Consider the following 26,503-nt stretch of genomic DNA (forward strand, 5'->3'; position numbering starts at 1 on the left):
TTCATGCCTCAATCGGGCCAACAGATGTCGATGCTGTTGCCTGTGGAACAGCATCCGCTTCGCGGAACAGACGCTTCACCACGGTGAAGAAAACCGGGACGAAGAATATCGCCAATATGGTCGCCGACAGCATTCCGCCGACCACCGACCAGCCGATCGCATGCTGTCCCCCTGCACCCGCTCCCTTGGCGACGGCCAGCGGCAGCACGCCGAAGATGAACGCGAAGCTGGTCATAAGGATCGGCCGCAGACGCAGCTTGCCCGCTTCAAACGCGGCCCGCGCTGCGGGCATGCCTTCCCGCATCTTTTCTTCGGCAAATTCGACGATCAGAATGGCATTCTTCGCCGACACGCCGATGGTGGTGATGAGGCCCACCTGCAGATAGATGTCGTTGTTGAGCCCTACCAGAGCGGCAGCGATCAGCGATCCCACAATACCCAGCGGAACCACCAACAATACGGCTATCGGCACGGACCAACTTTCGTACAAGGCGGCAAGACACAGGAAAACGATCAGCATCGACAGGGCGTAAAGCGCGGGGGCCTGTCCGCCGGACATTTTTTCCTCGTAGGAAATGCCGTTCCATTCAAAGCCGAATCCCGCAGGCAGCTTGCTCGCATGCTCCTCCATCGCGGCCATCGCTTCACCTGTGCTGACGCCAGGCGCTGGCGCGCCCTGAATCTGCATCGACGATATACCGTTATAGCGTTCCAACTTGGCCGGCCCATAAGTCCATTCCGTGTTGGCGAAAGAAGCGATGGGGGCCATGACGCCGCCGCTGCCTCGCACATGCAACGCGCCTATCGAATCTGGAGAGGTTCGGAATGGCGCATCAGCCTGGACGTAGACGCGCTTTACCCTGTCCCGGTCGACGAAATCGTTGACATAAGAGCTGCCCATCGCCGTCGCGATCGCGTCGTTTACATCGGCTTGGGCGATACCGAGCGCCCCGGCAGCGGCCTGGTCGATGTTGAGCTTGAGCTGGGGGGTGTCGTCCAGTCCATTCGGACGAACCTGCGCCAACCTCTTGTCCGCAGCGGCCATGCCCAGCAATTGGTTCCGCGCCTGAAGCAGAGCGTCATGGCCCATGCCAACGCGATCGACGAGCTGGAAATCGAACCCCGAAGCGTTGCCCAATTCCTGCACGGCCGGCGGCACTATCGCGACTATCATGCCCGTTCCGAGCTGGCGGAAATACTGGTTGGCGCGCTGGGCTATCGCCGACACGGAATTCTCCTTGCCCTTGCGTTCAGACCAGTCACGCATGCGAACGAACGCCAGGCCGGTGTTTTGACCCTGCCCCGCGAAGCTGAAGCCGGCGATCGTAAACACGGCTCGCGCATTCTTCTTTTCATCCTTGAGGTAGAAATCGCGGACCTTGGAGAGCGTGCGGTCTGTTTCCTCCATGCTGGTACCCGCTGGCAGCGACACCAGATTAATCAGGCTGCCCTGGTCCTCGTCTGGCAGGAAGCCGCCAGGCAGGCGCAGGAATAGCAGACCAACGCCAAGCGTGACCAAGCCATAGACCAGCATTGTACGCCCCCAGCGCCTTTCGACTTTTTCCACCCCTCGTCCATATCGGTCCACGCCGCGATCGAAGGTGCGGTTGAACCATCCGAAAAAGCCCGTCCTTTGTCCGTGATCCTCGCTCCGCGGCTTGAGGATCGTGGCGCAGAGCGCGGGAGTGAGGATGAGTGCGACCAGGACCGACAGCGCCATTGACGACACGATAGTGATCGAAAACTGGCGGAAAATCACCCCGGTCGAACCGCCAAAGAAGGCCATGGGCAGGAAGACCGCCGACAAGACCAAGCCAATACCGATAAGTGCGCCGCTGATCTCGTCCATGGACTTCTTCGCGGCTTCTTTGGGAGATAGGCCTTCCTCCTGAATGATACGCTCGACATTCTCGACGACCACAATCGCGTCGTCGACCAGCAGCCCGATGGCAAGCACCATGCCGAAAAGCGTCAGCGTGTTGATGGTGAAGCCCGCTGCGTACAGTACCGCCAGTGAGCCCAGCAACACGACCGGAACGGCGATCGTGGGGATCAGCGTCGCTCGCCAGTTCTGCAGGAACAGGAACATGACGACGAACACCAGAAGTACCGCTTCCAGCAGCGTATGGAGCACCTGCTCAACCGACAGCTTGACATAGGTCGAATTGTCGACCGGGAAGTCATATTTGACCCACGAGGGGAAAGTCTTCGACAATTCGGCCATTCGGCTCTTGACGGCTTGCACCGTGTCGAGCGCATTGGCTCCGGGAGCCAGCTTTATGCCGAATCCCGCTGCCGGATGACCATTGAATTTCGCGTTAAAGCCGTAATTATCCGCGCCCAGCTCCACCCTGGCGACATCTTCCAGCCGCACCACCGATCCGTCAGGATTGCTGCGGAGCAGGATCTGGCGAAATTGTTCTGGAGTATTGAGCCGCGACTGCGCCGTCACGGTGGCATTGAGGGCCTGCCCCCTGACCGTCGGCGTTCCGCCGATCTGCCCGGCTGACACCTGCGCGTTCTGGGTGCGTATTGCGGCTTTGACATCGCCCGCGGTGACGCCAAGATTCGCCATCTTGAACGGGTCGAGCCAGATGCGCATCGCGTAAGGGGCGCCCAGCAACTGCGTATCACCGACGCCGCTGAGGCGGCTGAGAGGATCCTGAAGCGTGGAAGCGACAAAATCACCGGCATCCTGCTGGTCGTGGATGCCGTCGTCGGCATAGACGCTCATTACCATCAGGAAGGTCGATGTCGACTTGGTGACACGCAGGCCTTGCTGCTGCACCTCCTGAGGCAACAGCGGCGTCGCTTGCGCCAACTTGTTCTGCACCTGGACCTGCGCGATATCCGCATCGGTGCCCTGCTCAAAGGTCAGGGTAATCGTCAGGTTCCCGGCAGAATCGCTCGCCGAGGAGAAATATCGCAGATTGTCGATGCCCTTGAGCTGCTGTTCGATAATCTGCGTTGTCGTACTTTCCAGGGTGCGGGCGTTCGCACCGGGATAGGTGGTGCTGATCGTCACCGCAGGGGGAGCGATGGCCGGAAATTGTGCGACGGGCAGTTGCCGCAAGGCCAGAAGGCCCGCCAGCATGATCACGATGGCGATGACCCATGCAAAAATGGGCCGGTCGATAAAATAGCGTGCCATCGATCAGCGCTTCCCTGCTTGGGGACGTGTGACCTGCTGAGGCGCTCGTGGCCGGACCGGCGTGCCCGGCTTGAGATTCATCAACCCCTCGACGATCAGTCGGTCGCCCGCCTTCAGCCCCTTGGTCACGACCCACTTGTCACCCAATGCGCGATCGGTTTCGACCTGACGCAGTTCCACCCTGTTGCGGGCATCCACGACCAGCGCGGTCGCCCGCCCCCTCGGATCGCGGCTGATGCCCTGCTGCGGCGCCAGTATCACTGACTGGCGCTCGCCTTCCTTGACTTTCGCGCGCACATACATGCCAGGCAAAAGCAAACCGTCAGGATTGGGGAACGTCGCGCGCAGCGTAACGGCGCCGGAACTCGGATCGACCGTCACTTCGGAAAATTGCAATCGACCTTCGCTGGGATAGATGCTGCCGTTGGGCAGGAGCAATTGCACGCGCGCGCCCTGCGCCTCGCTCACCCCTCCTTCCCTGAGGGCCTGACGAAAGCTCAGGAGCTGCGCGGCGGACTGAGTGACGTCGACATAGACGTGATCGGTCCGCTGAATCGTTGCCAGAGCCTCCGCCTGGCCTGCCTGGACCAGAGCGCCCGGTGTGAAGAGGGACCGTCCAATCCGCCCGGCGATCGGAGCGCGGATGCGAGTGAAATTCTGATTTACCTGGGCTGCCTGAACCGTCGCACGCTGCGCCGCAACATCGGCTCGAGCCTGGGAAGCAGATGCCGCTGCATTGTCTGCCTCCTGCCGGCTGACAGCATTGATGCCCACCAATTCGCGGTAGCGCTGTGCCTGGAGGGCGGTCGCGCGGATGGCCGCCTGCGCGCGGGCAAGGCCGCCCTGCGCCTGGGCGAGTGCGGCCCGATAAGGCGCATCTTCGATCTCATACAGTAGCTGCCCCGCCCGGACATAACTTCCTTCCGCGAACAGCCTACGGCGGATGACGCCATTGATTTGAGGACGGACTTCGGCCGTTTCCATAGCGGAAATCCTGCCCGGAAGCTCGCTGACCAGCGGAGCGGATTCGACCTTCAGCGTCACAACACCCACCGCCGGAGGAGGCGGAGGCGGAGGCTCATGCTTGCCGCATCCAGCCAGCGTCAGCGTCGACACACAGGCAAGCAGCCCGACGATAAACCCCTTTTGCATCACCCGATGCTCCACCCGAATTACATAGCTTAGACAGTTTGAACGGAATGAACGTTCATTCCGCTTGCCTCGGAAGTAGGAAGCTGCCACTGTGAGTTCAAGGATAAAAATGAAGGAGTGGAAAGTTTTGAGTGCGGCGCAACATGAAAGAGCAAGCAGGGACCGCATCCTGGAAGCCGCCCGAACGCTGTTCAGCCGGAAAGGTTTCCATCAGACGTCCGTTGCGGAGGTAGCGACAGCCGCGCAGGTGTCCGTCGGATTAATCTATCGCAGCTTCAACAGCAAAGACGACATCATCAGCGCCATCGTGGAGGTTGATGCGGTGATGCGTGACCACATGATCTGCCAGCTTTGCGATCGGCTGAAGACCGGCCAGTGTAGCATCGAACAGACTTTCGAAGCGCTATTCCTTAACGTTACCGACGAGGGGGATGAGGCGCTTTCCTTCGACATCCTTGCAGAAGCCTTTCGCAATCCCAGGGTTGGTGAGACCATTTCATCATTGTGTAACCGGCTGCGCCAGACCATGCGCGAGTTCGCACGCGTCGCGAACCCTCGCCTCTCCGGCGACGACCTGGCCGCTGCGGAGGAGCTTATTCTCGCGAGCATGTTCGGACTCGGGCATCGCACTCTCGCGCAGCCGGAACTGAGCGCGGATAGGACAGCGAAGGGAGCCGCGCGGATGATCGTCGCTGCATTGCGGGGAATCGCCTGAACTGCGCCCATCACAGAAGGTCAGCGACCGCGATGCAACGTGTCAGCGTGCCTCGACACCCTCTGGAAGAACGACTGCTGACCAGCTCTTGCCCGGCACCAGATATTTGGCCGCCAGCGCCTGTATGTCGGCAGGAGTAACGGTCAGCATATCCTGTGCCATGGTCTGCATCGCCTGCACATAGCGCGGATCGAAGCTTGAGCCTTCCATCTGGTTCATCCAGAAGGCATTCCCCGTCCCGGCGCGCATCAGCAACTGCCGCATTGGCGCAACCGCGCGCTGCAGTTCGTCCGCGCTCACTGGATTGCGGGCCAGATCGGCAGCGGTGTCTTTTATGACCCCATAGAAAAATTTGATGCGATCGGGACGCACCTGGCTGGTGACGAGGATATAGCCGCCGCCGTCATAGGAAAATGGCCAGCTATTCTGGACGCTGGGGGAATAGGCCGCCCCTTCGGTCGACCGAAGCCTGTCGAACAGCCGATCGTTGAAGATCTGCGTCAGGATTTCCAGCTGACGCGCTTCCTTGGTGAGCGCGAAGCCGCCAGCCGTGGGCCAGGCCATGACGGCGGCGGCCTGTTCTTTGTCACCTTGATGACGCAGTATAACAGGAGTTTCGACGTGCGCCGGAAAGTGGATCACCCTCTTTGAAGCTGGGACGGGATCATTCGCGCGCGGCGGCAGCGCCCCGAAAGTCGCCGATACCGCCTGAATCGCATCGTCTGGCTTAACTTGGCCGAATATCTGCACCTCAATCGGTCCAGACGCGAGCAAAGGTTCCCACGTTGCGCGAAACGCCAGCGGCGTCAGCGCTTCGATCTCCGCGCGTGAAGGCGTGCGAAAGCGCACGTCCTTATCGCGCAGAAGCCAGGCAAGATCGCGGGCGAGCACCGAGTCAGGCGCGCGCGACATCGCATCATAGGCCAGGCTCGCGCCGCTCTTGACGCGCTCTATCGGTGCAGGATCCCAGCCGGGTGCCAGCAGCTTGGTGGCAAAGAGCTGAAGTTGATCCTTGTAATCAGCCGGACGCGTGATGGCCTGCAGTTCGAAGGCGTCGTCATCGATCGAGAAATCCATTCCCATCCGGCGCCCGTTGGTCAGGTCGTCCAGTTCGCGTTGACCCAACTTCCCGATGCCGCTCGCCACAAGAGCATAGTTGGCGGCCCAACTGGGCGCGGGCCGCGTCGGAGAGAATGCCTGCTGGCCGTGACCGAAACGCACATTGACGCGGACCTTTTCCGTTTCGGCGTCATTGGGAAAGAGCGTCAGCTTCACGCCATTGGCGAAGGTAATGCTTTCCATCCCCGGCAAACCAACCGGTTGGCGAGAGATGACCTCGCCCGGAGGGCCGAGCTTGGGCAGGTCTGCCATAGTCACGGTTTTTTCGGCGAGGCGAGCGTTCGCGGCAGCCCGGACCGGAGCTGCCACAGCCTGCGACAACTTAGTCTCCATGCCCGATTGCGGCCTGCCCGTAACCAGCAAGGCACGGAAAACGCCCGCCGAGAAGAGCCGCCGGGTGGAATCCAGAATCTTCTGGGGAGTCATTGCCGGTCTGCCCGAGCGAAAGATGTCGACCGCCGCCTGCGGACTGACCGTCGTTTCGCGGATGTCGACCGCACTCACAAGATCGCTGGCCTGCTTGGCTCCGGCCTCGGTATCGGCGTTTTCGACCTGGATGGACAGTGCTGTATCCATCTGTGCGTATTCGCGGTCGATTTCCTGCTGGCTCGGCGGATTGGCTTTCGCATCTTCTATGATGGCGCGCACGTCGGTCAGCGCCTTTTCCCAGTTCTCACCCGTCGGCACTATGGTGACGAAGGTGCCGTCGGCAGAACGGCTGACGTCCTGCTGGTCCACACCGGCCTGAAGGAAACTGCTGGAACCTCGCGCCGCCTGTTCCAGCCGGCGGCTGATGATCTGCAAGGCCAGCATGTCGGTCAGCTTGTCCTGATTGTAGACGATTGTGTCTGCATGCGGTTTCCACGGCCGCAGCCAGGCGAGCGTCAGCCCCGTCGGCGCGCCGGGTTCGACAGCGACGGCGGTGGCAGGCGCCTTGGGATCGGGTGTTCCGAAATCGGGCAGAGGCGCCCCCTTCCCCGGCACGCTCCAGGAGGCGAAATTATCCTTCACAAGCTGCTCAACCAGGGCAGGATCCATGTCCCCCGCAATCGAAATCACGGCATTTTCGGGACGATACCAGCGCTGATGAAAAGCCTCCATTCGCGAGGCAGTGGCGGCATTGAGCGTCTCCACAGTGCCGATGGGACTGTGATCGGCCAGGGGCTGGCCAGCGAAAAAGTGACGGCGGGTAACGTCGGAGATGCGCATCTGCGGCCCATCGCCCTCGCGCCGCTCTGCGAGCACGACGGCCCGCTCCGCCTCCACGGCACTGTCGATGATGTTGGGATCGGTCATCATCCCGGCCAGGATCTTGAGGCTTTCGCCAAGACTTGCCTCTGTCGCCTGTGGCAGGTCCAGGGCATAAGTGGTGCCGGTCGGTGTCGTCTGCGCGTTACTGTCGCTGCCGAATGTCACGCCGAGCCGCTGCCAGATGCGTTTGGATTCGCCATCGGGCACATGGCGCGATCCGCGGAACGTCAGATGCTCCATGAAATGCGCGTAGCCCAACTCGTCGGGCTTCTCCATCAGTGATCCCGCGTCGATACGCAGCCGCACTGAAACCTGGCCGGGCGGCACCCCATTACGCCGAATCGCGTAGCGAAGGCCGTTAGGCAGCGTGCCGAAACGCCACGCCGGGTCGATCGGCACATCGCTATTCTCGTACAGCCACGGCCGAACCTGCGGCTGAGTGAAACCGGTGGCCGCAGGCGAAGCCGTCGTGGCCGGATCGGTGCGCGCCGCCAGAGGCAAGGGCGATCCCGAAAGCAGCAGGGCGACAATGGAGAGCGAGACGGCGGTGCGCCGGAAGGAAGGGGTCATGACCCCAGCCTAAAGCGAAATTCCTGAATGGCTACTGACAAAGCGGGACGAATGAAAAGGCGTTCGTCCCGCCGGATCAGCCGATTGCTCGCTTAACGCCCGCCGATCTTTTGCACGGCGGCCTTGTGCGCGCCGACGCCGTTGCGGCGGCGACGGAAAGGTTTCTTCGCCGGCTGCTCGCCTTCGGGGCGGTGCGCCCGTTCAGCGGTGCCGCGCTGTTGCTTCTGCTGGTCCTGATAGCGGCGCTGCCCGTCGGTGCGCTTCGCCTTTTGCTCGGGTGTCTGTTCGCGTCCCTTGCGCGGCGGCGCCGGCTTGGGAAGGTTGCGCACGGCCTCCACGAAATCGTCGGGAAGCGGCACGATGTCGAGCTTGACCTTGGTGGTCCTCTCGATTGCCTTCAGATAGGGCCGTTCATCGTCCGCGACGAAGCTTATAGCGATACCGTCAGCCCCCGCACGCGCAGTACGGCCGATGCGATGGACATATTGCTCGGCGACGTTGGGCAGCTCGAAATTGATGACATGGCTGACGCCCGACACGTCGATGCCGCGGGCGGCAATGTCGGTTGCCACCAGCAGCTTGACATGGCCCTGGCGGAATGCCTGGAGCGCGGCGGTCCGCTGGCCCTGGCTCTTGTTACCGTGGATCGCGGCGGCCTGGATGCCCGCGCCTTCCAGGAAGCGGACCACGCGGTCGGCTCCATGCTTGGTGCGGGTGAAGATCAGCGCGCGGTCGATGTCCTCATTCTTGATCGTCAGGGTGAGCAGAGCCTGCTTTTCCGCCTGATTGACGAAGGTCGCCTGCTGGCGCACGCGCTCCGCCGTTGTGGACTGGGGCGCGACGCTGACCTTTACCGGATCATGCAGGAACTGGCTGGCCAGCGCCTCGATCTCGCCCGGCATCGTTGCCGAAAAGAACAGGTTCTGCCGCGCCTTGGGCAGCAACTTGGCGATGCGCTTCAGGGAATGGATGAAGCCCATGTCCATCATCTGGTCGGCTTCGTCGAGCACGAAAATTTCCGTGTCCTTGACGGTGAAGGCGCGCTGGTCGATCAGGTCGAGCAGACGGCCGGGCGTGGCGACGACGATGTCGACGCCCCGGCTGAGTGCGCGAATCTGGCGATTGATCGGCACGCCGCCGAAGACGACTTCGACGGACAGCTTCATGAAGCGGCCATAGTCGCGGAAGCTCTGCGCGATCTGGGCAGCCAGTTCGCGGGTGGGCGACAGCACCAGCATGCGACAGCCCTGGAGCGGCGTCTGCTTGGGATTGCGGGCGAAAAAGTCGAGGCTGGGCAGCGCGAAGGCGGCCGTCTTGCCGGTCCCCGTCTGGGCGATGCCGCACAGGTCCTTGCCCTGCAGCAAGACCGGGATGGCCTGAGTCTGGATAGGCGTCGGCGAGGTATATTTCTTGGCGGCGAGCGCCTTCAGAATGGGCTCGGCGAGGCCAAGGTCGGTAAATTGCATGAATGAACTCTCGAAAAGAAAAGGCTCAAGCGTCAACGGGTTGCGTTTTGCAACTGGACGCAAGGCGGGTTGCGAAACGACCCGCGTGAATAGGGAAGCCTCAAAGCTTGACGCAGACTTTCATTGGCCGGCCCCGCCACCCCTGAAAAGGGCCGGGACGATCACGCTGCCAATCGCTAGAGGCCACAAGGGCCGCTGCTGCGCTGCGCCGCATATGCTTGCAATGCACGCAAAAAGCAAGCGGCTCCAGCCGAAAGACCGGAGCCGCCATGATTTCGGTGCCAGGGAGAGCGCGTCAGAGCGGCACTTCTACATGCTTGCCGCGCATTTCCTCGCGGACATCGCCCCCGAACATCTGCTTGAACACACCGCCCAGCGACATGTCGGCACGCCAGATTTCGGCATGGCCCAGCTCAAACCGGAGCATCAGCAGATTGGGGTCCTGCCGTCCGCCCGGATACCAGGCGGCGACTTCATGCGTCCAATAACGGTCGATGACGGCAGGATCCGTTTCCACCACCAGCGTTCCATCCACACAGGCGAAGAGATAATGGCCCTTGCCCACAAATTGCGCCATCGCCGGGCCGCCCGCGGCGAGCCGATTATCCTTGCTGGCATAGAACCAGAAGCAGTGATTGGCGCCCGGGTCGAGCTGAGCGGTCATCGGCAGGCTATGCTCATGCGATCCCACGAGGCCCACCATCAGGAAAGGGCTTTGCGCCAATTCAGTCCAGAAGCGATGACGGGTATCGGACTCGTTGCTCATCCTCTTTCTCCTGCGCGTGCAAAAAGGGACTCAATTGACAGCATCCACCGAAGTTCCGCATCATCTTATCACGAAAGCTTGATCTCAAGCAGCCTTCTCGCCACATAGCGGCCATGCTGATCGAGACCGAGCCAACGCCCAACCCGGCGACCGTCAAATTCATTCCCGGCCGAGTGGTCATGGGAATGGGCACCCGCGACTTCGCAAGCCCCGAGGAAGCGGAGGCATCGCCGCTGGCGGCGGCACTTTTCACGCTGGGCGACGTGACCGGCGTTTTCTTTGGCGGCGACTTCATTTCGGTGACGATCGCGCCGGGCGCCCAGTGGAGCGATGTGAAGCCCGACATACTGTCCATCCTGCTGGAGCATTTTTCCGCGAACATGCCTCTGTTTGCCCAGGGTTCGGCGGCCGAGATCACCGTCCCCGAAGAAGAGGAGTTCGCCGATGATCCCGAGGACGCCGAAATCGTCGCGCAGATTCGCGACCTGATCGACACGCGCGTCCGCCCCGCCGTTGCCAATGACGGCGGCGACATCGTCTATCGCGGCTTCGACAAGGGCACCGTCTATCTGCGGATGCATGGCGCCTGCGCCGGCTGCCCTTCGTCCACCGCGACGTTGAAGAACGGGATCGAGCAGTTGCTGAAACATTATGTGCCCGAAGTGACGGAAGTCCGGGCGGTCTGATTTTTCCGGGGCGCTATTTGGCAAATCGGCGATGATCGACTAACCGCTGGGATCATGGTCCGCAGCGGACAGTCACAGCGGACAGTCACAGGGGACGTTGTTGCGCATTCTGGTCATCGACACAGCGACGCAGGCGCTGTCCGTGGCATTGCTGGATAACGGCGTGCCGCTGGGCCATGTGCATGAAGTTGTGGGTCGCGGCCATGCCGAAGCGTTGATGCCGGCCATCGCCGCTTTGCCAGGCGGCGGCCGGGCGGATGCCATCGCCGTTGATGTGGGACCCGGCAGCTTTACCGGCGTGCGGATCGGCATCGCGGCGGCGCGCGCCCTTGCTCTCGCCTGGTCGATCCCCGTGCATGGCTATGGCGCATTGTCGCTGATCGCGGCCAGGGCGGCCCGCGCGGACGACGGGGGAATGGGTCATGGCGCACCGATCGCCGTGACAATAACGGGAGGACATGGCGAACTGTTCTGGCAATGTTTCGAGGCGGACGGGCTGACGCCCCTCTCCGCCCCCGCCTCCACCCCCATTCTCACCCTTGCGGCCCAGCTCGATCATGCGACTGTCTACGGCACGGGCGCCGAGGCGTTCGTTACGGCGCGCGGACATGGCGCCGCCGTCAGCCTCTATCCCGATTCCGCCGATTATCCGCTGATCGCATCGCTCGCCGCCCTGGCGCCATCCCCGATTTACTGCCGGGATGCCGACGCGCGGCCGATGACCGCCCCCGTTCGCCGATGATGGCCGGCCTGACCCTCGACACGGTCGAAGAAGGCGAACGCAACGCGTTGGCGGACGCCATGGACGTCATGACGGAAGCTTTCGACCCCGCCTATGGCGAGGCGTGGACGCTGGCGCAGTTGGCGGGCGTCATGACGATGCCCGGAACGTGGCTGACGATCGCGCGACTGGATGCCGCACCGCTCGGCTTCTCGCTGGTCCGGTCAGTGCTTGACGAATGCGAACTGTTGCTGCTGGCGGTGCATCCGCTGTGGCGCGGGCGCGGCATCGGCCGGACATTGTTGCTCGACAGCCTCAAGACAGCGCGGCGCCTGGGCATCAGATCGATGAATTTGGAAGTCCGTTCGTCCAATACAGCGATAAATCTCTATGAAAATATCGGATTTGAATATGTTCATCGTCGACCCGGTTACTACCGGGGGAATGATGGACAACTTCATGACGCACTGAGCTTTCGCTTAGAAATAGCCAGTTAGTCTGCATCAAGCCTTGCCAAGCGGAAGTTGCCGGTATAATCGGGATGTACCGCTCCTGAAATAATCTTCCCTGGGCGGGTCGCAGTAAAATCAGCCTTCGCAGGAAACAAGAAAATGGAAATCGAATCAGCGCAGAGCGAACTTCTCATTACTTTGACGTCCGATATCGTCGCGGCGCACGTATCAAATAACAGCGTTGCCGTGTCCGACGTGGCGTCCCTGATCCAGAATGTGCATGCCGCTCTTGCCGGCTTGGCCAATCCGGTCAGCGCGCCGGAAGTAAAGCCGGAACCAGCCGTGTCGGTGCGCTCTTCGATCAAGCCGGATTACATCATCTGCCTCGAAGACGGCAAGAAGCTCAAGATGCTGAAGCGCCACCTGATGACCCATTATCAGATGACGCCCGACGATTATCGCGCCAAATGGGGCCTGCCGGCGGATTATCCCATGGTTGCCCCCAACTATGCCGAACAGCGCCGGTCGCTGGCCAAGAAGATCGGCCTCGGCACGAAGCGCCGTCGCACCCGCGCGAAATAATCGCAATATTCCGACAATCCATCATGATAGGGGGCGCATTGGCGATGCGCCCCTTTTATGCTTTGCGAAAAGCCGCTAGGCCTTTTCTTAAAGCTGACACTCCCATCGAAATGAGCGAAGCCGCATGAACCGCAAGATCGACGTAGAAGCCCTTTGCCACGAAAAGGGCCTGCGTATCACCGAGCAGCGCCGCGTGATCGCTCAGGTCCTGAGTGATGCGACTGACCATCCCGATGTGGAGGAACTGCACCGCCGTTCCGCCGCAGTCGATCCTGGCATTTCGATTGCCACCGTCTATCGCACCGTCCGCCTGTTCGAGGAAGCGGGCATATTGGAGCGACATGATTTCGGCGACGGCCGCGCGCGCTACGAAGCCGCGCCCGAAGCGCATCACGATCATCTGATCGACGTCGAGACCGGCAATGTGATCGAATTCGTCGACCCGGAACTGGAGCAGTTGCAAAAGCAGATCGCCGAGCGACTGGGCTTCAGATTGGTCGACCACCGGATGGAATTGTACGGCGTGTCGATCGACCGGAAGAACTGAACCCTTTGCCAAGGCTTCGCCGGATCCTTCGCCTGGCGGCGTTGGCCGCGAGCCTGCTGATCTGCCTGATCCCGCATCTGCTCTGGCGCGCCATGGGCCGCCGATCCCCGTGGCCTCCCCGATTCCTGGCGCTGGCGGCGCGCGCGGTCGGCGCGCGCGTTCGCATCGAGGGTCATCCCTTTCATGGCGACAGTTTCATCATCGCCAATCATGTCAGCTGGGTTGACATATTGGCGCTGGGCGGCGCGACCGGCGCTGCCTTCGTCGCGCATGACGGAATCGCCGGCTGGCCCGTCGTCGGCTGGCTGGCGGCGCAGAACAATACGCTGTTCGTGGCCCGCGACCGGCGCGGTGCGCTGGCGGGGCAGATCCACGCCTTGCGAAGAGCGCTTGCCGGCCATCAACCGGTCGCGCTGTTCCCGGAAGGAACGACCGGCGACGGGCGGGACCTGCTGCCGTTCAAGCCATCGCTGCTGGCGGTGCTGCTGCCGCCGCCGCGCGCGGTCATGATCCAGCCGGTCCATATCGATTATGGCGCCGCCGCGACGCAGATCGCCTGGCACAGCGACGAACCGGCGGGCGCGAATATGAAACGCGTACTGGAAAGGCCGGGGCAGCTGGCGGTGACGCTGCGCTTTCTGGAGCCGTTCGACCCGACATTATGCCCTGACCGCAAGCAGTTGGCCGCGCTGGCGCGCGAAAGGATCAGCGCGAGCCTGGCGGCGCACCAGCCGCCTTTCACTCCGGCGCCTGCCCTTGTATAGCTGGATCGCATGAATCGTAACGCCCCCACCAGCCCGGCCACATTCCACGTCAAATCCTTCGGCTGCCAGATGAACGTCTATGACGGCGAACGCATGGCCGAGATGTTGGGGACTCGCGGCATGACCCCTGCCGCCGAGGGCGCCGAGGCTGATCTGGTCATCCTCAACACCTGCCACATCCGCGAAAAGGCGGTGGACAAGGTCTATTCGGACATCGGCCGGATGACGCGGGACGATGGATCGCGCCCGATGATCGCTGTCGCCGGCTGTGTCGCACAGGCCGAAGGGAGTGAAATCCAGCGCCGCGCGCGCAATGTCGATATCGTCGTCGGACCACAGGCCTATCACCGGCTGCCCGACCTGATCGACAAGGCCGGACGGGGCGAGCAGGCCGTGGACACCGACATGCCGCTGGCGTCCAAATTCGGTGCCCTGCCCGCCCGCACGAAGCAGGCGCGGCCGACCGCCTTCCTGACGATCATGGAAGGGTGCGACAAATTCTGCACCTATTGCGTGGTGCCCTATACGCGTGGGGCGGAAATCAGCCGGACCTGGTCCGCGATCCTGGATGAGGCGAGGGCCCTGGTGGACGGCGGCGTGCGCGAGATCACGCTGCTGGGGCAGAATGTCAACGCCTGGACAGGCGAGGATGACAAGGGCCGGATGCAGGGCATGGACGGCCTGGTCCGGGAACTGGCGAAGATCGATGCGTTGCAGCGCATCCGCTACACCACCAGCCATCCCAATGACATGAGCGACGGGCTGATCGCGGCCCATGGGGAAGAACCCAAGTTGATGCCGTTCCTCCATCTGCCGGTGCAGTCGGGCAATGATCGCATCCTCAAGGCGATGAACCGCAGCCATGACACGGACAGCTATTTGCGGATCATCGAGCGAGTGCGCGCGGCGCGGCCCGACATCGCGCTGTCGGGCGACTTCATCGTCGGCTTCCCCGGAGAGACCGACGCAGAGTTTGAGGATACGCTCAAGATCGTCGAGCAGGTGCGGTACGCGCAATGCTACAGCTTCAAATACAGCCCGCGTCCCGGCACGCCCGCCGCCGACATGGATCACCAGATCCCGGCGGAGGTGATGGACGAGCGGCTCGCCCGGCTACAGGCGGTCATCAACCGGCATCAGGCGGACTTCAACGCCGCGACGGTCGGTCGCCGGACGGCGATCCTGCTTGAACGCAAGGGGCGACATCCCGGTCAGTTGATCGGCAAGTCGCCCTGGTTGCAGTCGGTGGTCGTCACCGCTCCGGACCTTGTCATCGGCGACATGGTCGAAGTCGATATCATCAGCGCCGGCCCCAACAGTCTGGCCGGACAACCTGGCAGGAGGAAGGCCGCTTGAACCAACGCACAGTCGTTCCCGCGACGACGGGGACCCATCTCTCGACCTGTCCGCCAGGCGCACGCGCGAGGAGATGGATAGCCGCTGACGCGGGTATGGCGATGGTCAAGGGAGGCCGCTGAATGTCGAGGAAGCCCAATCAGAACAGCCAGCGTGAAATCGCCGAAAGGGCGCGGCTGGAAGTCACTTTCGACCGGCCGCATCTGCTCGGTGCGCTGTTCGGCCAATATGACCAGAATCTGGTCGCGATCGAAAACAGGCTCGGCGTCTATATCGCCGCGCGTGGCAACAAGCTGCAGATCGAGGGCGAAGCCGAAGCCGCCGCCCGCGCCCGCGATGTGATGACCGGGCTCTACAACCGCATCGTCGCGGGTCAGGAAGTGGATGCCGGCGCGGTCGAGGCGGTGATCGCCATGTCCGCCGAACCGACGCTGGATGGCATCATCCGCCACGATGTCGCCGAGCCGCCCAAGGTGATGATCCGCACGCGCAAGAAGACGATCGTCCCGCGATCGGCGACGCAGGTCACCTATATGGAGGCACTGACCAGCAACGACATCATCTTTGCGCTGGGTCCGGCAGGGACAGGCAAGACCTACCTCGCCGTCGCGCAGGCGGTGAGCCAGCTCATCACCGGCAGCGTCGACCGGCTGATCCTGTCACGCCCCGCGGTCGAGGCGGGCGAACGGCTGGGCTTCCTGCCGGGCGACATGAAGGAGAAGGTCGACCCCTATCTCCGCCCGATCTACGACGCGCTGTATGACACGCTGCCGGCCGAACAGGTCGAGCGCCGGATCGCAAGCGGCGAGATCGAGATCGCGCCGCTCGCCTTCATGCGCGGGCGGACGCTGGCCAATGCCTTCATCGTGCTGGACGAGGCGCAGAACACCACGGTCGCGCAGATGAAGATGTTCCTGACGCGCTTTGGCGAAGGCAGCCGCATGGTGATCTGCGGCGACCCGCGGCAGGTCGACCTGCCGCAGCCGGGCATATCGGGCCTGGCCGACGCGGTCGCGCGGCTGGAGGGCGTGGACGGCATTGCGGTCGTGCCCTTCGGCATCGGCGATGTGGTGCGCCATCCGGTGGTCGGGCGGATCGTCCAGGCCTATGAGGGCCCCGATGCCTGACGCCCGCCAAAGCCGTAGGGAATTGAAGCGCCATGATTGAAGTTGCCCTTCTGCACGAACAGGGCTGGCCGAGCGGCGACTGGGAGCTGCTCGCCCAGCGGGCCGTCGTCGCAGCGATCACGCACAGCCCCTACGCGTCCTTCGCGGCCGACGAGGCGCTGTACGAGGTCGCGGTCAAGCTGACCTCGGATGAGGAGGTCCACACCCTCAACCGCGCCTACCGCGACAAGGACAAGCCGACCAACGTCCTGTCCTTTCCGCTGGTGCAGGCGGACCTGCTGGAGGCGACCGCCAACACCGACGACGGCGAGGTGCTGCTGGGCGATATCGTCCTGGCCGAGGGCGTGTGCACCCGCGAAGCGGCGGAAAAGGGCATTTCGGTCGCGGATCATGCCGCCCATCTGATCGTCCATGGGACTTTTCATTTGCTGGGATATGACCATATGGAGGACGCCGAGGCCGAGGCGATGGAAGCGATGGAAACACAGTCGTTGCTGAGCCTGGGCATTTCCGACCCCTATGGGGATCGATAGGATGAAACATCGCGTTTTCGCAGGACGCCGGATGGGACCATCCGCTTCGAGGACGCTTCGGACAGGGGAATAGGAAGAACGATGGCGGAAGGCAGTCCGAAGGACGGCAACGGTTCAAAGGAATCGGACAGTAGCAGCAACGAGGGCGGTTTATGGAGCGGCCTGAAATCGCTCCTGTTCGGCGAGGAAGAGGGCCACAGCCTTCGGCGTGAACTGGAAGAAGCGCTGGACGAATATGACGAGGATGCGCAGGATCAGGACGCGCCCTCGCCCGCCAGCGGCGACCTGTCGGCGATCGAGCGGCAGATGGTGCGCAATCTTCTCCATTTTTCCGAGCATACGGTCGACGATGTCGCCGTGCCGCGCGCGGACATCGTCGCCATAGAGGAGAAGGCGAGCTTTGCCGACCTCGCTGCACTGTTCGCCGAGGCGGGGCACAGCCGCATTCCGGTGTATCGCGACACGCTCGACACGATCGTGGGCATGATCCACATTCGCGATGCCTTCGCGATCCTGGCCGGCAAGGCGCCCGTCCCCGACAGCATCGCCCCATTGATCCGCCAGCCGCTCTACGTGCCGGAAAGCATGGGCGCTCTGGACCTGCTTGCGGAGATGCGGGCCAAGCGCACCCATCTTGCCATCGTGCTGGACGAATATTCTGGCACCGAAGGGCTGCTGACGTTCGAGGATCTGGTCGAGGAGATCGTCGGCGAGGTCGAGGACGAGCATGACGAGGCGCCAGAAGCGCTGCTCGTCCCGCTCGATCACGGTCTGTGGGAAGCCGATGCGCGCGCCGAACTGGACGATGTGGGCAAGGACATCGACGAGCGGCTGGCCGAGGTCGAAGAGGATGTCGATACGCTGGGCGGCCTGGCCTTCGTGCTCGCCGGGCGGGTGCCCGAGGCGGGCGAAATTCTGGAGCATCCGCAAAGCGGCTGGAAGCTGGAAGTGGTGAGCAGCGACGGGCGGCGTGTTACCCGGCTGCGGCTGCATCCGCCGTCGGACCGGGGGACCGAAGAGGATGAGTGACGCCGCGGCGCTCGAGTGCACTGGGTGCAAGGGTGGCGGTGAAGGCGAATCTTAAGGGCTGGAGCATAAGGTGTCGCTGCCCCGCGCCCGGGGCGGCAGGGGTTTCAGCGCATCGTGCGGCACGAACGAATAGCAGTTTCGACGACCAGCGGCCCGTCCATGCCCTTTTCGGTGGCCGTGGACCCAATGCAGCGCTGGCTGTTGGCGCTGATCTGCTTCGCCACGCTTGCCTTTGCGGTCATGACGCCACCCTTCCAGGCGCCGGACGAAAACCAGCATTATATGAAGGCATTGCTGCTGTCGGAAGGACGGCTGCTGGCGGAGCAGCGGCAGGGGCTGATCGGCGCGAGCCTGCCGCGCACTGCCGTCGATCTGCATGCAGTGGATTTCCCGACCGACGTGGCGCCGACGACGCGGCGGTTCGACTGGCCCATGCTGCGGAAGTCATGGTCCGCTGATGCGGGCAGGACGGGGGCGGTCTTTGCCGAATTCCCGAACGTCGCCAGTTACGCGCCCACCCTCTATGCGCCTGGCGCGGCCGGGCTGAAGCTGGGCGATGCGATCGGCCTCCCCCGGCTGGGAAGCTTCTACACCGGGCGCGTCGCCAACGCACTGGCGGGTTTGGCGCTGCTCGCGGCGGCAATCCTGATCATACCGTTCGGGCGCAATGCCCTGCTGGCGACGGCGCTGCTGCCGACCTTCTGCTATCAGACCGGATCGCTCTCTCCCGACGCGGTCATTAATGGACTGGGATTTATCGGCCTGGCGATGGCGTTGCGGATCGCTTTCATAGGCGCGACCTCCGGTCGTTCCGTCCTGCTGCTGACCCTTGCACCGCTGCTGGCACTGGCGAAGGGCGTCTATCTGCCGCTGATCGCGGCGGGGCTGCGCTGGCCAGAGGGGCGGCGCGACCCAAGGCCCTGGCTGCTGCTGGGCGCCATGATCGCAGGCGCTGGCGCCTTTGTCGTCTGGATGAAGATGTCGGGCGGGACGCCGGCGCTGTATCACATCATGTCGCGCAAGACCGGCGAAACGATGTGGACGGCGCCGCTGTCGGCGCAGCTTGGCGTCATTGCGGCGGACCCATTGGCCTATCTGCGGGTGCTATTCGCCAGCCCGGTGGAACGCGGTCCCGTCTATGCCGTGCAGATCGTCGGCCGCTTCGGCTGGAACGCGATCTTGCTGCCACTCGCCGCCTATCCGCTGGCGCTGCTGATGCTGGCGGCGGCAGTCATGAGCGGGTCGGGCGCGCGGATTACACTGGGGCAGCGGCTCTGGTGGCTGACAATCGTTATCGGTTGCGGACTGCTGATCGAAACGGCGATGTACCTGACGGGGACGCCCTATGCCGCCGACTATATTCAGGGGACCCAGGGGCGCTATTTCATTCCGCTGCTGCCTCTGGCGCTGATGGCGCTGATGCCCGAGCGCGGGATCAGGGCCGCGCGGCCGCTATTCGCTTTTGCCGCCCCGCTGTTGCTGCTGGTGGCGATGGCGAGTGCGTTCGACAGCTTCTGGATCCACGGGTTCATCACAAGCGACGGGATGCCGCCGCATGAACGACTGCGAGACGCGATGCTGCTGCCGTCGCCCCGCTGGTCCGATTGAGGCAGATCAAAGCCTGGTTTGGGGTTTCCATGACAGGCACAAGGCGAGCCAGCCGAAGCCCTCTATCCATCCGGCCAGCACATCGCTGGGCCAATGAACGCCCAACCAGATCCTGCTTATGCCGATTACGGCTATGGCGAGGGCCGCCGCGACATAAGCGACCGGATCGTCCGCCAGCAACGCCAGCGCGCCGAACAGCATCATGTTGCCCGCGGCATGGCCGCTGGGAAAACTGTAGCTGTGGACGATGTCGAGATGGGGCAGAAGTTCCGGTCGTGGTGCGGCGAACACCTGCTTGAGACCGAGGTTCAGCAAGGTGCCCCCCGCCATGACGGGCGCCAGCCACCGCGCTGCCGCCCGCCTGCCGGACCATAGGAGGCCGACAAGCGAAAGACCCACGATGATGGAGCGGCCGAGATTGTCTCCGACAATCGTGGCGCCTTCCATGATGGCGGTCACGGCGCTCGCCCTGTCGCGAAGCGTTCCAGCCAGCGTCATCCCGGCGACATTCCAGCGATCGAGCGCACCATTGCGTTGAAGCAGCGCGATAGCAAATACGCACAGGAGCGCGAGGGCGAACACCCCCGCGCCCCGGTGCCAGCGGCGCTGTTCAGATGTGGAGCGCGCGCCCATAGGCCGCGAGGACACTTTCGTGCATCGATTCCGAAATGGTGGGATGCGGGAAGACGGTGTGCATCAGTTCGGCTTCGGTCGTTTCCAGCGTCTTGCCGATCGTGAAGCCCTGGATCATTTCGGTCACTTCGGCCCCGATCATGTGTGCGCCCAGCAGTTCGCCGGTTTTAGCATCGAACACCGTCTTGGTGAAGCCTTCCGCCTCACCCAGCGCGATCGCCTTGCCATTGCCGATGAAGGGGAACATGCCGACCTTGACGTCATAGCCGGCTTCCCACGCGCTGGCTTCGGTGAGGCCGACGGAGGCGATCTGCGGATGGCAATAGGTGCAGCCGGGGATGTTGCGCACGTCCATCGGATGGGGATGCACGTCGCTGTTGCCGAGCGCCTGGGCGATCGCCTCGGCGGCGATGACGCCTTCATGGCTGGCCTTGTGCGCGAGCCATGGCGGGCCTGTCACGTCGCCGATAGCCCAGACGCCTTCGACATTGGTGCGGCAATATTCGTCGATCTTAATATGGTAGCGCTTGTCCGGTTCGACGCCGACATCCTCAAGCCCGAGATTTTCGACATTGGGAACGATGCCGATAGCGACGATGACATGGCTGAATTCGGCCTCGACCGCCTTGCCGGACTTGTCCTTGATGGTGGCGGTGACGCCGGTATCGCTGGTCGCGATCTTTTCGATCCTCGCGCCGGTCATGACATTCATGCCCTGCTTCTTGATCGCCTTTTCGAGGAAGGCGGACACATCCGCATCCTCCACCGGCACGACCCGGTCCATCATTTCGACGACGGTGACATCGGCGCCCATGTCGTTGTAGAAGCTGGCGAATTCGATGCCGATCGCCCCAGATCCGACGACCAGAAGCTTGGTCGGCATTTCCGGCGGCGTCATGGCATGGCGATAGGTCCAGACGCGCTTGCCGTCGGCCTTGAGTCCGGGCAGATCGCGCGCGCGCGCGCCCGTCGCGATGATGATATGCTTGGCGGCCAGTTCCTCGGTCTTGCCGTCGGCCGTGACGGTGAGCTTGCCCTGGCCGGTCAGCTTGCCCTGGCCCATGTGGACCGTGATCTTGTTCTTCTTCATCAGGTGCGTGACGCCCTGATTGAGCTGCTTGGCGACGCCGCGCGAGCGCTGCACGACGGCTGCGATGTCCGCACTGATCTTTTCGGCGGCGAGGCCATAGTCCTTGGCATGCTGCATATAGTGGAAGATTTCGGCCGAACGCAGCAGCGCCTTGGTCGGAATGCAGCCCCAGTTGAGGCAGATGCCGCCCAGATTCTCGCGCTCGACGATCGCGGTCTTCAGCCCCAGTTGAGCCGCACGAATGGCGGCGACATAGCCGCCCGGCCCGGAACCCAGAACGATAAGGTCGTAATTCTCTGCCATTGGTCAGACTCTCTTATTTTATGGGATGACTACGGGGTTTGCAGCGGGAAGAGGCGGCACGGAACGGGGCTGACGATCTTCCCCAATCGCGACGAAGGTGAACACGGCCCTGGTCACCCGGTAGGTGCGATCGTCGTGACGGGCGCGACGCCAGGCTTCGACCGCGACCTTCATGGACGTGCGTCCGACGGACAGCAACTGCGCGAAAACGGAGACCTCGTCCCCCACGACGACGGGGCGCAGGAAGCTCATGCCCTCAACCGCGATCGTCACCGCCCGCCCATGGCTGTACCGGGCAGCAACCGAGCCGGCGGCCGAATCCATCAGGCTCATCAGCCAGCCGCCGAAAATATCCCCATAGGGATTTGTGTCGGCGGGCATGGCGATGACCCGGACGGCCGGGCTTTCGTCGGGCGGAAGTTCGTCCGGCCCACCCATCAGGCCAGCATGCCGATCGGATGTTCGACCAGGTCCCTGAAGGCCTGCATCAGCCTGGCGCCGTCGGCGCCGTCGATCGCCCGATGATCAAAGCTGCCGGTGGCGGACATGACCGTCGCGATCTGCAGCGCGTCATCGACGACAAAGGGCCGCTTTTCGCCCGCGCCGATCGCCATGATCATGGCCTGCGGCGGATTGATGACGGCTTCGAACTGTTTGATGCCGAACATGCCCATGTTCGACAGCGACGCGGTGCCGCCCTGATATTCGTCCGGCTTGAGCTTGCCTTCCTTGGCGCGCTTGGCGAGGTCCTTCATCACGGTGGAGATCGCCGCCACGCCCTGGCTGTCCGCCCCCGTCACGATCGGCGTGATGAGCCCGCCGGGGATCGACACGGCGACGGAAATGTCGGCGCGCTTGAACTGCAACATCTGATCGCCCGCGAACTGCACGTTGCATTCGGGCACCTGCATGAGGGCGACACCCAATGCCTTGATCAGGAGATCATTGACCGACAGCTTGACGCCGCGGCCAGCGAGACCGGCGTTGAGTTCGCCGCGCAGCTTCAGCAGCCTGTCCAGTTGCACGTCCACGGTGAGGTAGATGTGCGGAACCTGCTGTTTCGATTCGGTCAGGCGGCGCGCGATCGTCTTGCGCATGCCGCTGAGCTTCACGACCTCGTGCGGGATACCGAAATCCTGCGCGCCGGAGGAAGCCGGGGACGGCGCGGCGGGCTTCGCAGCGGCGGGCGCAATGGGCGCGGGCTTCGGTGCGGCAGCGGCAGTGGTAGCCGGAGTCGGCGCTGTCGCGCTGGGCGTGGCGCCTTCCAGGTCGGCCTTCACGACGCGACCATTGGGGCCGGAACCTGCCAGCGCGGCAATGTCGATGCCCTTGGCCTGCGCCATGCGCCGCGCGAGCGGGCTGGCCCTGACCCGGCGATCGGGGTCGGATGGTGCCGCCTGGCCGGCGGAGCCGGACTGCTGCGCGGATGGCTGTGTCGGGGCGGGGGCGGGATCGGCCTTGGGAGCGGAGGCGGCCTTGGGCGCTGAATCGGCGTTGCCCTCGGCGGCCACGTCAACATCCTCGCCTTCTTCAGCGATGATGGCGATGACGGTGCCGACCTTCACGCCTTCCGAGCCTTCAGGGATCAGGATCTTGGCGATCTTGCCTTCGTCAACCGCCTCGAATTCCATCGTCGCCTTGTCGGTTTCGATTTCCGCGAGCAGATCGCCCGAGGTCACGCTGTCGCCTTCCTTCACCAGCCATTTCGCCAGCTTTCCTTCCTCCATCGTGGGAGACAGGGCGGGCATCTGGATCTTCTTGCTCATCGGGGGAAGGCCTCTCTATGATTATGAAGCGCGAGCGGGCGTTGGCAGCCGTTTTCACCCTTTGGACCGGGTGGTCAAGGCATCGCTTGCACGGGCGTGCATAATCCGACACATTTCACCAAACTGGTTCAAATTTCACCAAATAGGTTTGTGAAGGCTGCCTTGCAAAACTGGGATGCCTTTCTGATCGGGATGGAAAACATGCGCACATATCTGGTTGTCGTGGACGAATCGCCCGAGGCGGAAACCGCGCTGCGCTTCGCCGCTCGTCGCGCCGCAAAGACGGCCGGCGCGGTGCGGATCCTCGCGCTCATCCCGCCGGCGGAGTTCGTCCAGTGGGGCGGCGTGCAGGCGACGATGGAGGACGAGGCGATGCAACGCGCCGAAGCACTGGTCACGGGCGCGGCGGGAACGCTGACCGACGAATCCGGCATTCGCCCGAGCATCACGGTGCGCCAAGGCGACCCGGTGACGGTCGTCCGGGAAACGCTGGGGGAAATGCCCGACGTGGCGGCGCTGGTGCTGGGGGCGGCGGCCAGCGGTCCGCCCGGGGCCCTGGTATCCCATTTCGCCGGGTCCGATGCCGGCAGGCTGCCCTGCCCCATCATGATCATCCCCGGCGGGCTGGATGCCGAGACGATCGACCGGCTGAGCTGAGCGCGGGGGCAAGCGGCGGGCGCAACCCACCTCAGAGGCGGTGCTTGCCGCGCTTTGCCCCGATGTGACGGATGTTGGCCGGTCGCCCTCTTTTAATACCCGGCCGCGTCCGATCCTTCTTGAAACTTGGCCGCTGACGCAGCGCATCGGGCAATTCGAAGCGCAGGGCGCCGTTGATCGGATCGGCTTCGGCAAGACGAAGCTGAAGCCTTTGCCCGACAGTGTAGCGGTCACCACTCGCCACCCCTTCCAGCGCCCGCCCCGCTTCGTCGTAGAAGAAACGTTCATCGCCCAGCGTCGATACCGGCACCAGCCCATCGCCGCCCAGCCCCTCCACCGTGGCGAAGAAGCCGAAGCTCTGCACGCCGGTGATGCGCGCTTCGACCAGATCGCCCACATGCGCGGAGAGGAAAGCGGCGACGTAGCGGTCGATCGTCTCACGCTCCGCCTCCATGGCGCGGCGTTCATGCTGGCTGATCATCTCGCCGACGCGACCCATATTTTCATAATCATCGGCGCTGAGAGAGGTCCGGTCCGGCAGAACTCCACCTTTGGGCGAAGGCAGTTCAAGGCCATAGGCACCCACCAGCGCACGATGGACAAGCAAGTCGGCATAGCGGCGGATGGGCGAGGTGAAATGCGCATAGGACCCCAGCGCCAGCCCGAAATGCCCCATATTCTGCGGACTGTAATAGGCTTGCGTCTGGCTGCGCAGGATCTGTTCCATGATCTGCGGCTTTTCCTCTCCCTCGCCCACGCGCGCGATCAACTGATTGAAGGTTGCCGGCTTGATGACCTGCCCCAGCGCGAACTCGATGTCGAAGGTCGCCAGGTAATCCTTGAGCGCCACCAACTTTTCGCGGCTGGGCGGTTCATGATCCCGATACATCACCGGCGCCTTTTTCGCTTCCAGCGCCTTGGCGGCGGCGACGTTGGCGGCGATCATGTAATCTTCGATCAGCATATGCGCGTCGAGCCGTTCGCGCACGGCAACGCTGACGATCTTGCCCTGATCGTCCAGCACCACGCGCCGTTCGGGCAGGTCGAGGGCCAGGGGATCGCGCTTGTCGCGGGCCTTGCGGAGCAGTTTCCAGCAGGCCCAGAGCGGCTTCAACGCCGGTTCGAGCAGGTCATTGGCCTTCGTGCCGTCGATCGCCGCCTGCGCGTCCTCATAAGCGAGCACCGCCGCCACGCGAATGACAGCGCGCGTGAAGCGCCATGACGTCACCTTCCCCGAAGCGTTGATGACGAGATGGCAGGCCATAGCCGCCCGGTCCCGCCCAGCCCGCAGCGAGCACATGTCGGAGGACAGATGATGCGGCAGCATGGGAACGACGAGGTCGGGGAAATAGACGCTGTTGCCCCGCTTGCGCGCTTCCTTGTCGAGCGCGCTGCCCGGGCGGACATAATAGCTGACATCCGCGATGGCGACGATCGCTCGGTAGCCGCCGCTGTTTGCCGGATCCTCGTCCGGCGCCGCCCATACGGCATCGTCATGGTCGCGCGCATCGACCGGGTCGATCGCGACGATGGGCAGATGACGCAGATCCTCTCGCTTGTCCTCATGCAGGGGCAGGTTGGAAGCGACGATCGCCTCCTCCTCCACCCGATCAGAAAAGACATGGGGGATGCCATGTTTGTGGATCGCAATCAGGCTGAAGCTGCGCGGCGCGAAGGGATCGCCCAATATATCCGTTACGCGGGCGCTGATGCGCGGGGGGCGCCCGACCGGCTCGGCGAGCACAAGGTCGCCCGCCTTGGCGCTGCCGACGTCGCTGATCGGCGTATCCTTGCGAATGCGCTTATCGACGGGGCGCAGCCACAGCTTGCCGCCCTCGCCCTCCTCGACGACGCCCAGCAACTCCTCGCTCGCCTTGGCGAGCTTCTTCATCGGGTGCGCGACCCAGCCGCGCCCGGCCTCCTCCGTCCGAGCGAGAATGCGATCGCCGATGGTCAGCGCGCCCCGCTTCCCTCGCTCCACGACGCGAAGACGCGGCGCTGGCTGACCCTCCGCCTCCCAACGCTCGGGCGTGGCGATCAGGGTCGTGTCGTCGACATCGACGATGCGCAGCACCGTCACCTTGGGCACCCCGCCCATCTTGTGGAAGGCGCGCGCGGGACCCAGATCGATCAGGCCTTCATCGGCCATGTCCTTGAGCAGCGCCTTTAGCGCGATCTTTTCCTGGCCCTTGAGGCCGAAAGCCTTGGCGATCTCGCGCTTGCCGGCCGGCTGGTCGGACGACGTGATGAATTCCATCACTTGATCGCGGGTCGGGAAGCCGGCGGGCCGGACGTTAGCGGATTTTTTCTGCTTCTGGGTCGATGCCATCTGTCAGCTATAGGGAGCGGCGATGGCGGGCGCCAGTAGGGCGGCGCGTAAGAGTGGATGAGCGAGAACGATCAGCCTGCTTGACCGCTCGTCCATGGCGAAATGGAGAATTCAGCAAGCAACTGCGCAC

Annotated in this window: 23 protein-coding genes; 13 read left to right on the forward strand and 10 right to left on the reverse strand. The window is 63.4% G+C overall.

All coding sequences use genetic code 11. The features are described from left to right. Position 1 precedes the first annotated feature (1 nt). Positions 2 to 3,151: an efflux RND transporter permease subunit gene (locus AAC640_RS04785; RefSeq protein WP_340264968.1), complete on the reverse strand. Its 3,150-nt coding sequence runs from the start codon at positions 3,149 to 3,151 to the stop codon at positions 2 to 4. A 3-nt stretch (positions 3,152 to 3,154) separates the two neighbouring features. Next, positions 3,155 to 4,303 (reverse strand): efflux RND transporter periplasmic adaptor subunit, encoded by a 1,149-nt coding sequence (locus AAC640_RS04790; protein ID WP_340264969.1) that lies wholly within the window; start codon positions 4,301 to 4,303, stop codon positions 3,155 to 3,157. A gap of 109 nt (positions 4,304 to 4,412) precedes the next feature. Between AAC640_RS04790 and AAC640_RS04795 the strand changes: the two genes are divergently transcribed. Next, positions 4,413 to 5,018 carry a TetR/AcrR family transcriptional regulator gene (locus tag AAC640_RS04795; RefSeq protein ID WP_340264970.1) on the forward strand — a complete coding sequence of 202 codons (606 nt, stop codon included), beginning with the start codon at positions 4,413 to 4,415 and terminating at the stop codon, positions 5,016 to 5,018. Between the two features lie 42 nt (positions 5,019 to 5,060). Here AAC640_RS04795 and AAC640_RS04800 read toward each other — a convergent pair whose 3' ends face one another. The 3 genes from AAC640_RS04800 to AAC640_RS04810 form a co-directional block, all read right to left on the reverse strand. Further along, a complete protein-coding gene (locus AAC640_RS04800) occupies positions 5,061 to 7,958 on the reverse strand; it encodes a M16 family metallopeptidase (protein ID WP_340264971.1) in 2,898 nt (965 codons plus the stop codon). Positions 7,959 to 8,050: 92 nt separating this feature from the next. Next, a complete protein-coding gene (locus AAC640_RS04805; protein WP_340264972.1) occupies positions 8,051 to 9,424 on the reverse strand; it encodes a DEAD/DEAH box helicase in 1,374 nt (457 codons plus the stop codon). A 295-nt stretch (positions 9,425 to 9,719) separates the two neighbouring features. Beyond that, positions 9,720 to 10,190: a pyridoxamine 5'-phosphate oxidase family protein gene (locus AAC640_RS04810; protein ID WP_340264973.1), complete on the reverse strand. Its 471-nt coding sequence runs from the start codon at positions 10,188 to 10,190 to the stop codon at positions 9,720 to 9,722. Between the two features lie 113 nt (positions 10,191 to 10,303). Between AAC640_RS04810 and AAC640_RS04815 the strand changes: the two genes are divergently transcribed. The 11 genes from AAC640_RS04815 (at position 10,304) to AAC640_RS04865 (ending at position 19,595) form a co-directional block, all read left to right on the forward strand. Beyond that, positions 10,304 to 10,876 carry a NifU family protein gene (locus AAC640_RS04815; protein WP_340264974.1) on the forward strand — a complete coding sequence of 191 codons (573 nt, stop codon included), beginning with the start codon at positions 10,304 to 10,306 and terminating at the stop codon, positions 10,874 to 10,876. A 100-nt stretch (positions 10,877 to 10,976) separates the two neighbouring features. After that, a complete protein-coding gene (tsaB, locus tag AAC640_RS04820) occupies positions 10,977 to 11,618 on the forward strand; it encodes a tRNA (adenosine(37)-N6)-threonylcarbamoyltransferase complex dimerization subunit type 1 TsaB (RefSeq protein WP_340264975.1) in 642 nt (213 codons plus the stop codon). Then, positions 11,615 to 12,094 (forward strand): GNAT family N-acetyltransferase, encoded by a 480-nt coding sequence (locus AAC640_RS04825; protein WP_340264976.1) that lies wholly within the window; start codon positions 11,615 to 11,617, stop codon positions 12,092 to 12,094. Before tsaB ends, AAC640_RS04825 begins: the two co-directional genes overlap by 4 nt. A 114-nt stretch (positions 12,095 to 12,208) precedes the next feature. Further along, entirely contained in the window at positions 12,209 to 12,631 is a 423-nt protein-coding gene (locus AAC640_RS04830; protein ID WP_340264977.1) for a Ros/MucR family transcriptional regulator, read from the forward strand. 124 nt (positions 12,632 to 12,755) lie between these two features. After that, a complete protein-coding gene (locus AAC640_RS04835) occupies positions 12,756 to 13,178 on the forward strand; it encodes a Fur family transcriptional regulator (protein ID WP_340264978.1) in 423 nt (140 codons plus the stop codon). Positions 13,179 to 13,183: 5 nt separating this feature from the next. Continuing rightward, a complete protein-coding gene (locus AAC640_RS04840; RefSeq protein ID WP_340264979.1) occupies positions 13,184 to 13,942 on the forward strand; it encodes a lysophospholipid acyltransferase family protein in 759 nt (252 codons plus the stop codon). Positions 13,943 to 13,951: 9 nt separating this feature from the next. Next, entirely contained in the window at positions 13,952 to 15,298 is a 1,347-nt protein-coding gene (miaB, locus tag AAC640_RS04845) for a tRNA (N6-isopentenyl adenosine(37)-C2)-methylthiotransferase MiaB (RefSeq protein WP_340264980.1), read from the forward strand. 122 nt (positions 15,299 to 15,420) lie between these two features. Then, positions 15,421 to 16,425, forward strand: a complete 1,005-nt coding sequence (locus AAC640_RS04850; protein WP_340264981.1) for a PhoH family protein — start codon at positions 15,421 to 15,423, stop codon at positions 16,423 to 16,425. 32 nt (positions 16,426 to 16,457) lie between these two features. Continuing rightward, entirely contained in the window at positions 16,458 to 16,958 is a 501-nt protein-coding gene (ybeY, locus tag AAC640_RS04855) for an rRNA maturation RNase YbeY (RefSeq protein ID WP_340264982.1), read from the forward strand. Positions 16,959 to 17,039: 81 nt separating this feature from the next. Further along, positions 17,040 to 17,987, forward strand: a complete 948-nt coding sequence (locus tag AAC640_RS04860; protein WP_340264983.1) for a hemolysin family protein — start codon at positions 17,040 to 17,042, stop codon at positions 17,985 to 17,987. Between the two features lie 159 nt (positions 17,988 to 18,146). Beyond that, the gene (locus tag AAC640_RS04865; protein ID WP_340264984.1) at positions 18,147 to 19,595 is read left to right on the forward strand and encodes a DUF2142 domain-containing protein; all 1,449 of its coding nucleotides are present in this window, start codon (positions 18,147 to 18,149) and stop codon (positions 19,593 to 19,595) included. A gap of 6 nt (positions 19,596 to 19,601) precedes the next feature. Here the strand turns inward: AAC640_RS04865 and AAC640_RS04870 are convergent, their stop codons facing one another. From AAC640_RS04870 to AAC640_RS04885, 4 genes are read right to left on the reverse strand one after another with little or no spacing between them, the layout of a single operon-like run. Then, positions 19,602 to 20,228, reverse strand: a complete 627-nt coding sequence (locus tag AAC640_RS04870; protein ID WP_340264985.1) for a phosphatase PAP2 family protein — start codon at positions 20,226 to 20,228, stop codon at positions 19,602 to 19,604. After that, positions 20,206 to 21,621 (reverse strand): dihydrolipoyl dehydrogenase, encoded by a 1,416-nt coding sequence (lpdA, locus tag AAC640_RS04875; protein WP_340264986.1) that lies wholly within the window; start codon positions 21,619 to 21,621, stop codon positions 20,206 to 20,208. The genes AAC640_RS04870 and lpdA overlap by 23 nt, the downstream gene beginning before the upstream one ends. 18 nt (positions 21,622 to 21,639) lie before the next feature. Next, positions 21,640 to 22,059 (reverse strand): acyl-CoA thioesterase, encoded by a 420-nt coding sequence (locus AAC640_RS04880; RefSeq protein WP_340264987.1) that lies wholly within the window; start codon positions 22,057 to 22,059, stop codon positions 21,640 to 21,642. Next, entirely contained in the window at positions 22,059 to 23,387 is a 1,329-nt protein-coding gene (locus AAC640_RS04885; protein ID WP_340264988.1) for a pyruvate dehydrogenase complex dihydrolipoamide acetyltransferase, read from the reverse strand. The genes AAC640_RS04880 and AAC640_RS04885 overlap by 1 nt, the downstream gene beginning before the upstream one ends. Positions 23,388 to 23,588: 201 nt before the next feature. Between AAC640_RS04885 and AAC640_RS04890 the strand changes: the two genes are divergently transcribed. After that, positions 23,589 to 24,044: a universal stress protein gene (locus AAC640_RS04890; RefSeq protein WP_340264989.1), complete on the forward strand. Its 456-nt coding sequence runs from the start codon at positions 23,589 to 23,591 to the stop codon at positions 24,042 to 24,044. A gap of 31 nt (positions 24,045 to 24,075) precedes the next feature. On the opposite strand, the gene rnr is transcribed toward AAC640_RS04890, so the two are convergent. Beyond that, on the reverse strand, positions 24,076 to 26,373 hold the full coding sequence (rnr, locus tag AAC640_RS04895) for a ribonuclease R (RefSeq protein ID WP_340264990.1): 2,298 nt from the start codon (positions 26,371 to 26,373) through the stop codon (positions 24,076 to 24,078). Positions 26,374 to 26,503 lie beyond the last annotated feature (130 nt).

Source organism: Sphingobium mellinum, assembly GCF_037860795.1.
Lineage (GTDB): Bacteria > Pseudomonadota > Alphaproteobacteria > Sphingomonadales > Sphingomonadaceae > Sphingobium > Sphingobium mellinum.